Raw genomic sequence first — 13,226 nt, 5'->3', positions numbered from 1 at the left:
TGCCCCTCGGCCCGGTGCCGAGGGGCATGGTGATCAGAACCAGCGATCCTGCATGTCGAAACAGAGGCGGTTGCCTGCAATCAGCAAGTTGGCCTGCGCCTGGACCGCCGCCAATTCCCAGTCCATGAAGTAGCGTGCCGCCTGCAGTTTGCCCTGGTAGAAGTCCGCTTCACTGCCCTGTGCCCCGGCCTCCAGCGCCTGGTTGGCGACCAGTGCCATGCGTAGCCAGAGCCAGCCCACCAGCACGCGACCGAACAGGTCGAGGTAGGCGGTGGCGTTGCTGAGGCCGAGGCTTGGGTCGGCAGCGACCTGGTCCTGCAGGCTTTCACTGGCCGCCTGCAACGGGGCGAGGGCGGCGGCGAGGGCATCGGCGAGCGCCGCACAGCCTTCATTGCGCCGGCCGTCGGCCACTGTGCTGCGCACCTGGTCGAGGAACAGCCGGTAGCCGGCGCCCGCGTGCTGTTGCAGCTTGCGGCCTAGCAGGTCAAGGCCGTGGATACCTTCCGTGCCCTCATGGATAGGGTTCAGGCGGTTGTCGCGATAGTTCTGCTCTTGCGGGTACTCGCGGATGTAGCCGGAACCCCCGAGCACCTGGATGCCGATGTCGGAGGCGATGACGCCGTAGCGCGACGGGTAGGACTTGACCATGGGGATCAGCAGGTCGAGCAGTTCGCCAGCGTTGCGCCGCGCCGTCTCATCCGGCGCTGTATGGCTGTCCTCGAACAGGCTGCTGGCGTAAAGGCACAGCGCCAGGCTGCCTTCGGCATAGACCTTCTGCTGAAGCAGCATGCGCCGCACGTCGGCGTGCTCGACGATGCGCACCTGGGGGGACAACGGGTCCTTGCTGCCCGGCAAGCGGCCCTGGGGGCGTTCGCGGGCATAGTCCAAGGCCTGGACAAAGCTCTGGTAGGCCAGCGCCGAGGCGCCGAGGGCCACACCGATGCGCGCTTCGTTCATCATCTGGAACATGTAGCCCAGGCCCTTGTTGGCCTCGCCGACCAGATAACCGACGGCGCCCTCGCGCTCGCCGAAGTTGAGCACGGTGGAGGACGTGTTGCGGTAGCCCAGCTTGTGCAGCAGGCCGGCCAGGGCCACGTCGTTGCGCGGCCCCAGGCTGCCGTCGGCGTTGACCAGGAACTTGGGCACCAGGAACAGCGAAATACCCTTCACCCCAGCCGGGGCACCTTCAAGGCGTGCCAGCACCAGGTGCACGATGTTGTCGGTCAGGGAGTGGTCGCCACCGGAGATGAACATTTTCTGGCCGAACAGGCGGTAGCTACCGTCTGCAGCGGGGCGTGCGCTGGTGCGCAGGTCGCCAAGGGCCGAGCCTTGCCCGGGTTCGGTGAGGGCCATGGTGCCGCTGAAGCGGCCATCGAGCATGGGGGGCAGGAAGCGCTGGCGCAGGGCATCGCAGGCGAAACTCTTGACCAGGTTGGCGGCACCGATGGTCAGGAAGCAGTAGGCCACCGAAGCGATATTGGCCGCATTGAAGTAGGCCATGCTGGCGCGCAGCACCACTTCCGGCAATTGCAGCCCGCCGTCGTCGGCGTCGTGGTGCGCGGCCAGGAACCCGGCATGGGCGAAGGCATCCCAGGCCGCCTTGGTTTCAGGAATCAGGTTGACCTGCTCGCCATCGAAACTGGGTTCATGGGTATCGCCCTTGTGGTTGTGCGGGGCGAAACAGTTGGCAGCGAGGGTACGAGCTGTTTGCAAGGTGGCGTCGAAGACGGCGCGGTCGTGCTCGGCGTAGCGGGGGCGATCGAGCAGCGACGCGGTATCGAGGAGTTCGTAGAGCTGGAAGTTCAGTTCACGTTCGTTGAGCAATCGAGGGGTCATGGCAAGGCTCGCAGGCGAAGGTTGAACGCCTAGTAGACCTGCTGTCGTGTGTGGCGGCGTCCTCCCTTAACGGGGGGGAGGGCGGGGGCAACCCGGCCTGCGGACCCGCACCGTCGCCGGCACCGATCCGCGGACCCTGTGGCTTCAGGACACGCGTCGCGTCTTGTCCTTCCAGTATTTCTCCCGCACCTGGCGGCGCAACACTTTGCCGACCACGCTCACCGGCAGGGCGTCGACGAACAGAATCGACTTGGGCACCTTGAAGCGGCCCAGGCAGCCCTTGGCGTACTCGATCAAGGCATCGGCACTGACCTGCTGGTCCGCCTTGAGCACCACCTCAGCATGCAGCGCTTCGCCCCATTCATCATGAGGGACACCCACCACGGCCGAGTTGGACACGGCGGGATGGGCGTTGAGGGCGGCCTCCACTTCGACCGCGTACACGTTGAAGCCGCCGGTGATGATCATGTCCTTCTTGCGGTCGACCAGGTGCAGAAAGCCCTCTTCATCGAGGTAGCAAAGGTCGCCGGATTTCCAGAAACCGTCGACGAATTCGGCTGCGCTGGCCTCGGGGTTCTTGAAGTACCCAGAGACGGTGCCACGGGAGCGAACCCAGAGCTCACCGGTCTCACCCGGTGCCACGGGGTTGCCCTGGTCGTCGACGATGACTACCTCGGCCCCTGCGGCGATGCGCCCGGCGCTGCCAATCTGCTGGTCGCTGGCATCGAGGTGGTCGGCCTTGCCGAGGATCGCCACGGCATGCAGGCATTCGGTCGCGCCATAGATCTGCATGAAGATGTTGCCGAAGCGCGCCTGGGCCTGGCGCAACTTGGCCGGGCTCATGGGCGCGGCGCCGTAGGCCAGGGTGCGTAGCGACGACAGGTCATGGTCGCTGGCCGCCGGCAACTCCAGCAACCGATAGATCATGGTCGGCACCAGCAACGTCATGGTGATGCGCTCGGCCGCGATGTTGCGGCACAACTGCGTCAGGTCCGGCACGTTCTGGGTCACGGTGCAGCCACCCCGGAACAGGGTGGGCAACAGGCCCAGCCCGGAGCCATGGCTGATGGGTGCCATGTGCAGGAAGCGGGTGTCCGGCTGGTACGGCTGCTCGCTCTCCATGTACATGGAGTCGCGCAGGGCCAGCCAGTTGTCCAGGGTGTAGGGCACGCATTTGCTGGCGCCGGTGGTGCCACCGGTAAAGCGGTAGGACACCACGTCCACCTGGGTTTCGTGGACCGTGTCAGGGGTGGCGTCGCTCACGCCTTCGAGCAGGTCCCAGAAGTACAGCAAGCCCTCGCGGGGCTGCTCCGGCCGGTCCATGCAGACCACCTGGATGCCTTGCGCCTGGAGCATGTCGAAGTAGCGCGCCAGCAGCGCGTTTTCGAGGATCACCACCTTGGGACGGATCAGTGCGATCTGGGCCCGATGCTCCTCAAGGGCGTCGCGGAAATTGGTATAGGCGCCCGCGGCCTCGCATTTCATGGCGGTCCAGGCGTGCAGCAGCGACAGGCTGTCGTTGTCGAGGATGCACAGGTAGACATCACCCCGCACCAGGCCCAGACGCTCACGAAACATGTTGGCGATGCGATTGGTGAGCGCATGCAGTTCGCGGAAGCTGTAGCGCCGCTGGCGCTCGATATTGACCAGCGCCTCGCGGTCGGCGAAACGGACAGCGAGATTACCCATCGTGCGGGCGAAGTTCATTCTTGTCATTATTGTCGTCCCTCCTGTTGCCCGGGCAGCCACCAGGGCCCGAGCGAAACCCGAAACCCCGCAAGCCGGCGACTTGCGGGGGGACATGAGTGCCGCGAATCGAGGCGTGTCAGAGGCCCTTGAGGCCTTTCATCGCCGTTTCGATGAACAGCTGCACTTGCTGGTTGGCATCGGTGCGTGGGCTGGTGTTGCTCCAGTCGGTGATGCGGTCCATTTGCGCGAGGATGGCTTCCGGCGTCAGGTCGGCACCGCCGAGGAATACCGGCGTGGTCTCTTCCATGCGCAGGGCCGAGAAGACGCCGGCGCCGGCGCTGAGCACCAGCTTGTTCGGCGCCTCCTCGCTGACCAGCAGCAAGGCGCCCGGGCTGACCTGCTCGGGTCGGCTGGCGGCGAGCAGCTCGGCCGACATCACGTCTTCGGTCATGCGGGTGGCGGCCATCGGGGCCAGGGTGTTGACGCGAATGTTGTTGCGCACGCCTTCGATCGCCAGCATGTTCATCAGGCCCAGCACCGCCATCTTCGCCGCGCCATAGTTGGCCTGGCCGAAGTTGCCGAAGATCCCGGCGGCGGAGGTGGTCATCAGGATGCGGCCGTAGTTCTGCTCGCGCATCAGGTCCCACACCGCCTTGGTGCAGTGGATCGAGCCCATCAGGTGGACGTTGATCACGGCCTGGATATCGGTCATGTCCATCTTGCTGAAGGACTTGTCACGCAGGATGCCCGCATTGTTGATCAGGATGTCGACGCGCCCGAAGGCCTCGACGGTCTGCTTGACCAAGGCCTGGACCTGCTCGTAGTCGGCCACGTTGGCGCCGTTGGCGATGGCGGTGCCACCGGCCTGACGGATCTCCTCGACCACGGCCTGGGCGGCTTCGGTGGAGCTGCCTGAGCCATCGCGGCTGCCGCCGAAGTCGTTGATCACGACCTTGGCGCCGCGAGCGGCCAGTTGCAGGGCATGGACGCGGCCCAGGCCGTTGCCTGCGCCGGTAATGATGGCAACGCGGTCATCGAAACGAATAGTCATGGTTTGAGTCCTCTTGAGAAAGTGTAATAGGTGGAGAACGGCGGGGAAACTGCGTGGGTTCCCCCGGTTGCCGTTCTCCAAAACAGATCAGGCCCGGGCAAAGATGCCGACGTGTTCAGTGGCTTCTTCCACGCGCCAGAGGCCGCCGCCATTGCCTTGCAGGGCGATGCGCGCGCCTTCGACCTGGCGCTTGCCGCAGTTGCCACGCAGCTGCTCGACCAGCTCGAAGATCTGGCCGATGCCCGTGGCGCCAATCGGATGGCCCTTGGACTCCAGGCCGCCCGACGGGTTGACCGGCAAACGGCCGCCCAGGGCGCTGTCGCCACGTTCGGCCATGACCCCGCTCATGCCGGGTTCGCACAGGCCCAGCGATTCGATGGAAAGCAGCTCACCGATGGCGGTGGCGTCATGCACTTCGGCGACGTCGACGTCCTGCGCGCTGATGCCAGCCTGTTCGAACGCCGCCTTGCCGGCCTGGTAGGTGCAGCCTTTGTCGAAGTCATCGGCGGCTCGTGCCGAGGCCGAGCGCACCACGCTGGCCAGCACCTTCACCGCACGACGCTTGTCGAAGCCGTACTTGGCCAGTGCCGATTCGGTGCAGAGGATGGCCGCCGCGGCGCCATCGGAAATGGGTGAGCACATCGGCAGGGTGATGGGGTAGGTGATCGGTGGCGCGGCGAGGATTTCCTCGATGCTCATGGCATTGCGGTACTGGGAGCGTTCGTTGTGCACGGAGTGGCCATGGTTCTTCGAGGACACGGCTGCCAGTTGCCGCTGGGTGATGCCGAAGCGCTCCATCAGACCGCCACGGCCGAGTGCGGCGTAGACGTCCATGAACGGGCTGTAGGGCTTGGGCGACTGCGAGCCTGGCGGCGGCACGATGCCCTTGCCCATGGCGGCCAGGTACTGTTGGTTTTCCTCGAACGTTTCGATATCCCAGGCCGACTCGAAGGCCGAGAACATCTTCGACTTGTCGCTGTAGAACATCTTTTCCGCGCCCACCGCCAGTGCGATGTCGGCGGCACCGGCACGCAGCTGGGTGACCGCCAGGTTGAACGCATGGCTGGAGGAGGCGCAGGCGCCTTCGATGTTGAACAGCGGGATGCCTTCCAGTCCCAGCGGCAGCAGTGCCACCTGGCCGCGGATCATGTGCTGGCCATCGAAATGGCCCTGGGTGCAGTTGCCGAAGAACCCGGCCTGGATCCACTTGCGGTCGCAACTGGCATCCTTGAGGGCGTCTTCCACGGCCCAGGCGGTGAGCTGCTTGATGGTCTTGTCCGCGTGGCGACCGAACGGGGTCATGCCGACGCCGACTATGTATACGTTTTCCATCGTTGCCTCGAATCTTTCTGGTAAGGGGAGGGCAGGCGCTCGGCTCAATAGCCCTTGAAGTTCGGCTTGCGCTTCTCGGCGAAGGCCCGGATGCCTTCGGCAATGTCATGGGAGCGCTGGTGGTCGCGCAGCTCCAGCAGTTCGTGGCGCAGGGCATCGGCGCGGGATTTGTCGCCGGCGGCGTCCGCCACGCGCTTCATCTTGCGCAGCACCAGCGGGCTCTTTTCGGCCAGTTTGTCGCCGATGGCCTGGACCCGCGCCACCAGCTCGGCGTCGGCCACCACTTCGCTGACCAGCCCGTACTGCTTCATGTCCCGAGCGGGCAGGGAGTCGCCGGTGAACAGCAGGTACTTGGCGATGTTCTCGGGGATCTTGCGTGGCAGCACCGCAGCACCGCCGCCGCCGGGGAAGACACCGAAGTTGGAGTGGGCATCGCCGAAGCGGGCACTTTCTGCGGCGATGACGAAATCGCAGCACAGGACCGTTTCCAGGCCACCGGCCAGGGCCAGCCCGTTGACGGCGGCGATCACAGGCTTGGGATAGGCACGCAGGGCATCGAAGAACACCACGATGTTGTCCAGCAGGTCTTTTTCGCCAGGCTGCGGCGTGCCACCGACCTTGAGGTCGGCGCCGGCGCAGAAGGCCGGCCCGGTGCCGGTCACGGCAACCACCCGCACGCCATCGTCGTGCGCCCAGGCGTCCAGGCGCGCCGTCATGGCCTGCAGCATTTCCGGGTTCAAGGCGTTCATGGCCTTGGGGCGGGTCAAGGTGATCCAGCCCACCTGACCCTTCACTTCAAACGATACGGACTCGCTCATCTCATCACCTCGCTCGCAATTCACAGGGCTTTTCTGCCTGGATCCGAACTTACGCGAGGCCCTTGCGGACACACCCCCCCCCTTGCGGACGGGGTCCACTTCCCTGCGGTTGTAGCAGGATGCAGACCACGTCACGAACACTTACGAAGGTGGAGAAAATGAGCATGTCCACATCTGTCATCGACGCCGACGACCTGTTGGTCGCGACCAAGTTTTCACCGCCGCGCCTCAATGCCCGGCATATCGCCCGGGAGCCGCTGCTGGCCCGGCTGCGTGAGGCGCAGTACGGAAGTGCGACGCTGATCACAGGCCCCGCCGGTTTCGGCAAGACCATCCTGCTGGCGCAGTGGCGACTGGAGTTGATGCGTGCCGGGCTGGATGTGGCCTGGATCTCGTTCAGCCTCGACGACCGGCAGTTCGCCAGCTTCCTCGCCTACCTGCTGCACGCCCTGCAGCGCCTGGGCATCGCCATCGAGCCTGAGTGGCTGCAGTGCGACGGCAGCGAGCCGTCGATCAACGCCCTGATCGCCATCGTCACCCGCGAGGCAGAGGCCGTGGGCAAGGAGTTGCACCTGCTGATGGATGATTTCCATCACGTGGAATCCAGCGCCGCTCACCGGTTGATGCAAAAGCTGCTGGATCATTGCCCGGTCAACCTGCACTTCACCCTCGCTTCGAGGGCCGCTCCGTCCTTGAGCCTGGGGCGCTTGCGCATGCAAGGGCAGGTGGCCGAGATCGATGCTGCCGAATTGCCATTCGGCCTTGAGCAGACGCGCGATTTTTTCCAGCACAACCTCACTACCCTGACGCTCAGTGCCGATGAGGAGCGCCTGATCCACGACGTGACCCGTGGCTGGCCCGCCAGCCTGCAACCGATCGCCACCATGCTGAGGGTCCGCCCGGGAAAACGCTCGCAATTGCGCTCGATCTTGTGGAAGTCCAGCGACCTGCAGGCGTACCTGGCCGAGGATGTGGTCGCTTGCCTGGCGCCTGAGATGATCGAGTTGATGGAGAAGGTGTCGTTGTTTCGGCGCTTCAATGCCGAACTGGCCCAGTTCGTCACCGGCAACGCGCAAGCGCATGCCTTGATGAAGCGGGCCGAGGAGGAGAATCTGCTGGTGTACCGCATCGAGTCCGATGACAACCTGCCCTGGTATCGCTTCCATCCGCTGTTCGGCGAGTTTCTCGTGCAGCGCCTGTCGGCACGCGGCGAGTCGCAGGTGGAGGGGCTGCACCGGCGGGCCAGTCAATGGTTTGCCGAGCACGACTACCTGGTGGAGGCGGTGCGACACGCCAATCTGGGCGGCGATGTGGATTATGCGGTCAAGGCCATGGAAGAGGCGGCCTCCAGTGCCTGGAGCATGGCCTACATCAGCCCCATGCTGCATTTGCTGGAGCGCCTGCCGCAAGAGACGCTGTTTGCCCATCCGCGGCTGTTCATCCTGGGTTGCCTGACGTATGCCTTCACCGCCCGCCCGGAGCAGGCACGGCGTTGGCTGGAACAGATCCGTCGCGCCGAGGCGGCGCGCAACCCGGCGATCTCGTCCAAGTTTGCCCTCGCCGATGCCGCCATTGCCTTGCAGCTGGACCAGCCGCGCCGGGTGGTCGGCCTGTTGGAGCCGGCCTATCGGGCGCCACTGGAGAATCGCTCGTTGCGCTACATCGGCCTGTCGGCCCTGGCCTGCGCCTACCTGGCCGTAGGGCGTCTGGACGCCGCCAGCGCGTTGCATGCACAGCACCCGATCCATGCCGAGGACTGTGACAACGACATGGCCATGGTGTTCGAGAACACCCGCGCCATGGCCAGCCTGGCCCATGGCGACGCTCGCGAGGCCGCGCGCTTGGGGGCCAGCATCCTGTCCAGAGCCCAGACAGCCTACGGGCGTGGCTCGGTCTGCGCCAACCTGTGCGCCGCCACGCTCTGCGATGCCTATTACGAGTTGGACCGGATCGACGATGCCCTGAGTGTGCTGGCCAATCGCAGCGGCATCCTGCGTTCCTCCATGCCTGATGTGATGGCCCGTGCCTCCCTTAACCGCGCCCGCATCAGCGCGCAGCGCGAGTCGCCCCAGGCAGCGCTGGATTTACTCGAATCCCAGGCTGCGCACTTTCATGTCCTGGGCCTGGAGCGCCCGTGGGCGTTGGTCCTGGCCGAGCAGGTCAGGTTGCTGGTGGGGCAGGGGGAGATGCGCCGCGCGGCAGAGCTGGTGGCGCGGCTGGCCGCGGTGGAGGCGGCTGAGTCGAACAGCGCCGAGACGCGTGACGAAATTGCCGCAGTGGCCGCCATGTCCCGCGCTCGGTTGGCGTTGGCGGCGCAGGATCCTGCGCGCGCGTTGGAGGACCTGGACGCCGTGGGCGCGTTCGCGGCCGCGGTCGGTTGCGTGCGCACGCAGGTCAAGGCGAGCCTGCTCGGTGCGCTGGCGCAACATGACCTTGGCCAGGAAGACATCGCCAGGGCGCACTTGCAAGGCGCTATCGGCACCGCTGCGCGGCTGGGGCTGGTGCGCACCGTGCTCGATCAGGGCGCCGCGGTCGTCGAGCTGCTCGAAGGCTGGCGCCGGGACGTGGTACTGGAGCCGCTGCTGGCCGATTACCTGGAGCACCTGCTGGCCGTCCGGGAGACGCAGGTGGAAGCCCCCGTGAAGCTGGCCCCGACACGCAACGCCAGCAATGGGCCTCGCCCCAGCTTGACCCCTCGGGAGCTGGAGATTCTCGGCCTGGTGGCCCAGGCGATGTCGAACAAACGTATCGCGCTGACGCTCAACATCACCTTCGGCACGGTGAAGTGGAACGTGAAGAACATCCTCGCGAAGCTGGACGTGTCGAGCCGCTATGCGGCGATTTCCCTGGCACGCCAGCAGGGGCTGCTGAGATAGGCGGACGCTTTGCCAATCGGGTCCCCCTACCCAGAGGGGAGGCGCACGCACGCGGGGCGAGCGCCATGCTCCGGTCAGTGCGCTGCGTGCCCCTTGCCGCAGCATGGCCTCTCTCTAGGGTGTGAGGAAAATATGAGCGATACATCCGCAGTGTTCCTGAGCGAACAGGAAGTCATGATCCGTGATGCCGCCCGCAAGGTGGCCCAGGAAGTGGTGGCGGCCACGGCCGCCGAGCGCGACCGCACCGGGGCCTGGCCCCATGCCGAACTCAAGGCGGTGGCCGACCTGGGCTTTCTGGGCATGCACATCCCAGAGGCGTTTGGTGGCGCGGGCATGTCGTTTTCCGAGTACTGCCTGGCCATCACCGAATTCGCCGCGGCCGATGCGGGCTTTGCCACCATCCTGCATGTGCACAATGGGATGGCCGACATGCTCCATCGCTACGGCACGCAGGCGCAGAAAGACCAGTACCTGGCTGCGATGGTGTCTGGCGAGCTGATCGCCGCCGGTTTGCTCACCGAGCCCCAGGCAGGTTCGGATACCGCAGCGTTTCGCACCACGGCGCGTCGCGAAGGTGACAGCTACGTGCTCAATGGCAGCAAGCAGTTCATTTCCAACGGCAACGAGGCGGGCATCGCCTTTGCCATTGCCGCGGTCACCGATACGCCGGAGGGTCGCAAAGGCCCGAGCATGTTCATCATCGACCCGCGCCAGCCCGGTTACATAGTCACCCGCGTGGAGAGCAAGATGGGCCAGCGTTCGGCCCAGGTCGCTGCCATCCAGCTGGACAACTGCCGGGTGCCGGCCGCGAACCTGCTGGCCGAGGAGGGCAGTGCCTACAAACGCCTGATGGGCACCCTGTCCGAAGGCCGCATCGGCATCGCTGCCGTGGCGGTGGGTGCGGCGCGGGCCGCACTGGAAGCGGCAGTGAAGTATGCCAAGGAGCGAGAGGCCTACGGTGCGCCGATCATCCACTTGCAGGGCGTGGCCTTCGACCTGGCCGACATGGCGACCCGATTCGAAGTGGCCCACACCTACATGCTGCATGCGGCGCGCCTGAACCAGGCCGGCGTGGCCTGTGCCAAGGAAGCCTCCATCGCCAAGCTGTTCGCCAGCGAGATCGCCGAGAAAGTCTGCTCCGATGCGCTGCAGATCCATGGCGGCTACGGCTACCTGAGCGACTTCCCGGTGGAGCGTTATTGCCGCGATGTGCGGGTGACCAAGATCTACGAAGGCACCAGCCACATCCAGAAGGTGATCATCGCTCGCAACCTGTAATCAGGGAGGAATGGCCATGACAGACGAAGCAGTGCGCTACGAAAAGCTCGGCAACACGGCGGTGATCACGCTCAACCGTCCGCACAGGCGCAATGCGCTGGATGCGGCCGTTGCCGAGGGCATGCAGGGGGCGATCAGCACCGCCCGCCAGGACCCGGCCGTGCGGACGGTGGTGCTCACCGGCACGGGCGGAGCCTTTTGCGCAGGTGCCGACCTTGCGGGCGACGCGGCGAGCGACGACCCGGTATTCTTTGGCCGTGACCTGGTACTTGGCCACCAGCGTTGGCTCGGTGAGCTGGCGGCCCTGGAAAAACCGGTGATCGCCGCCGTGGACGGCCCGGCGGCGGGCGCCGGGTTTTCCCTGGCCCTGGCGGCGGATTTCATCTTCGTGACCCCGCGCACCCGGCTCATGGCGTCGTTCGTCAGTATTGGCCTGGTGCCGGACCTTTCGATGTTCCATGTACTGCCGCGACTGGTGGGCCTGGCACGGGCCAAGGAAATCATCTTCAGCGCGCGCGCCATTGGCGCCGAGGAAGCCTTGGCCTTGGGCCTGGCCCAGGCCCTGGTGCCGGCGGACCAGCTGTTGTCGCGGGCACTGGACTACGCGCGGCAATTCGATGACGCGCCGCCGCGTGCCCTGGCCCTGGCCAAGACCCTGCTGAACCGCTCGTTCGAGACCGATCGGGCGACCATGAACCAGCTGGAAGCGGCGGCCCAGTCGCTGTGCGGGGCCAGCCAGTACCATGCCGAGGCGGTACGCCGGTTCCTCGCCAAGGAAGCGCCGGCCTACGTCGGTGCCGAACTGCCGGCGCCCTGAATCCGCCGCGCCGAGCAGTCAGCGGTTGCGTTTTTGACATCACCACCCGGAGCGAAGGCTCGCGGGTGGTGTTCGTGCTGGTTTCAGCCACTCAAAGGTGGGGCGAGCAGGTCGTTCATGCCATACCCGATGGCCACTTCGTCGGTCTCTGTTCAATGCCACTGGCAGGGTGCCAGACTGGCGAAAACAACGGCAGACCGGGCGTCCGCAGCCCCTCCCCTAATGGAGAGGGGCGACCCAGGAAGGGGCATGCTTACTCTTGAAGCTCAAGAGCCTGCCAGCCAGTACCGCAGGGCACGAGCCCAACGGTAGGCGGGATACCCAAAGCTGAGGAGAAAGACATGAGGCAGAAAGTCGTCGTCGCGGGCGTTGGCATGATTCCCTTCGTTAAGCCTGGCCAGAGCGACACCTATGTGGCAATGGGTGAACAGGCCGTTCGTCTGGCCCTGGCCGATGCCGGCGTTGGCTACGAGTCCATCCAGCAGGCCTACGCCGCCTACATCTACGGCGATTCCACCTGTGGCCAGCGCGTGCTCTACAACGTCGGCATGACCGGCATCCCGGTGATCAACGTCAACAACAACTGCTCCAGCGGCTCCACCGCCCTGTTCCTGGCCAACCAGGCCATCACCAGCGGCATGGTGGATATCGTCCTGGCCGTCGGCTTCGAGCAGATGGTCCCGGGTGCCCTGGGCAACACCTTCAGCGACCGGCCAGCGCCGCTGGACCTGTTCATGCAGCAGTGCGATGCGGCCTTGCCAGAGGCAGCGGGCATTCCTAACGCCTTGCGCCTGTTCGGTAGCGCCGGCCGGGAGCACATGAAGCGCTTTGGCACGCCGATGGAGTCCTTCGCCAAGATCCGCGCCAAGGCCAGCCGGCATGCCGCGAACAACCCCAAAGCGGTGTTCCGCAAGGTCGTGACCACCGAAGAGGTGATGGCCGATCAAGTGATGTGGCCGGAAGTCATGACCCGGTTGATGGCATGCCCTCCGACCTGTGGCGCGGCGGCGGTGGTGTTGTGCAGCGAAGCCTATGCCCGCAAGCATGGCCTGGACAGCACCGTGGTGATCGCCGGCCAGGCGCTGACCACCGATGGCGCGGAAACCTTCCAGTCCGGCGACCTGCGCGATCTGGCCGGTTTCTCCATGTCCCGTGCGGCGGCCCGGCAGACCTATGAAATCGCCGGAATCGGCGCCGACGAGGTGGATGTGGTGGAGCTGCACGACTGCTTCGCCCATAACGAGCTGTTGACCTATGAGGCCCTGGGGCTGTGCCCGGAGGGCGGTGCGCAGAAGTTCATCGATGATGGCGACAACACCTACGGTGGCCGCTATGTGGTCAACCCCTCCGGTGGTCTGCTGTCCAAGGGGCACCCCATCGGCGCCACCGGCCTTGCCCAATGCACCGAACTGGTCCAGCAACTGCGTGGCCAGGCCGAGCAGCGTCAAGTCGAGGGTGCGCGTGTCGCGCTGCAGCACAACGTCGGTATCGGTGGGGCCTGCGTGGTCACGCTTTACCGCAAGAACTGA

At 65.5% G+C, this 13,226-nt stretch carries 9 protein-coding genes; 4 read left to right on the top strand and 5 right to left on the bottom strand.

Annotation, left to right across the window (positions count from 1 at the left end; translation table 11 throughout):
• Window positions 1-33: 33 nt before the first annotated feature.
• The 5 genes from ACIPZG_RS20860 to ACIPZG_RS20840 all read right to left on the bottom strand — a co-directional run bounded on the left by ACIPZG_RS20860 (window position 34) and on the right by ACIPZG_RS20840 (window position 6,726).
• The gene (locus tag ACIPZG_RS20860) at window positions 34-1,836 is read right to left on the bottom strand and encodes an acyl-CoA dehydrogenase (RefSeq protein ID WP_400716521.1); all 1,803 of its coding nucleotides are present in this window, start codon (window positions 1,834-1,836) and stop codon (window positions 34-36) included.
• Between the two features lie 144 nt (window positions 1,837-1,980).
• On the bottom strand, window positions 1,981-3,552 hold the full coding sequence (locus ACIPZG_RS20855) for a class I adenylate-forming enzyme family protein (RefSeq protein ID WP_400716519.1): 1,572 nt from the start codon (window positions 3,550-3,552) through the stop codon (window positions 1,981-1,983).
• A 109-nt stretch (window positions 3,553-3,661) separates the two neighbouring features.
• On the bottom strand, window positions 3,662-4,576 hold the full coding sequence (locus ACIPZG_RS20850) for an SDR family NAD(P)-dependent oxidoreductase (protein ID WP_400716517.1): 915 nt from the start codon (window positions 4,574-4,576) through the stop codon (window positions 3,662-3,664).
• An 87-nt stretch (window positions 4,577-4,663) separates the two neighbouring features.
• Complete coding sequence (locus ACIPZG_RS20845; protein ID WP_400716515.1) at window positions 4,664-5,908, bottom strand: thiolase family protein; 1,245 nt, start codon at window positions 5,906-5,908, stop codon at window positions 4,664-4,666.
• A 44-nt stretch (window positions 5,909-5,952) separates the two neighbouring features.
• Window positions 5,953-6,726 carry an enoyl-CoA hydratase/isomerase family protein gene (locus tag ACIPZG_RS20840; RefSeq protein WP_400716513.1) on the bottom strand — a complete coding sequence of 258 codons (774 nt, stop codon included), beginning with the start codon at window positions 6,724-6,726 and terminating at the stop codon, window positions 5,953-5,955.
• A 164-nt stretch (window positions 6,727-6,890) separates the two neighbouring features.
• Between ACIPZG_RS20840 and ACIPZG_RS20835 the strand changes: the two genes are divergently transcribed.
• The 4 genes from ACIPZG_RS20835 to ACIPZG_RS20820 all read left to right on the top strand — a co-directional run bounded on the left by ACIPZG_RS20835 (window position 6,891) and on the right by ACIPZG_RS20820 (window position 13,226).
• Window positions 6,891-9,602, top strand: coding sequence for a LuxR C-terminal-related transcriptional regulator (locus ACIPZG_RS20835; protein WP_400716511.1), 2,712 nt, complete (start codon window positions 6,891-6,893; stop codon window positions 9,600-9,602).
• A 150-nt stretch (window positions 9,603-9,752) separates the two neighbouring features.
• Window positions 9,753-10,880 (top strand): acyl-CoA dehydrogenase family protein, encoded by a 1,128-nt coding sequence (locus ACIPZG_RS20830; protein WP_400716684.1) that lies wholly within the window; start codon window positions 9,753-9,755, stop codon window positions 10,878-10,880.
• Window positions 10,881-10,896: 16 nt separating this feature from the next.
• Entirely contained in the window at window positions 10,897-11,697 is an 801-nt protein-coding gene (locus tag ACIPZG_RS20825) for an enoyl-CoA hydratase/isomerase family protein (RefSeq protein WP_400716509.1), read from the top strand.
• Window positions 11,698-12,038: 341 nt separating this feature from the next.
• On the top strand, window positions 12,039-13,226 hold the full coding sequence (locus ACIPZG_RS20820; RefSeq protein WP_400642546.1) for a lipid-transfer protein: 1,188 nt from the start codon (window positions 12,039-12,041) through the stop codon (window positions 13,224-13,226).

This window comes from Pseudomonas sp. NPDC089395 (genome assembly GCF_044749525.1).
In the GTDB taxonomy this organism is placed as follows: Bacteria; Pseudomonadota; Gammaproteobacteria; order Pseudomonadales; family Pseudomonadaceae; genus Aquipseudomonas.
Note: the sequence above shows the minus strand (reverse complement) of the source record. Positions and strands in the feature narration are given on the sequence as shown.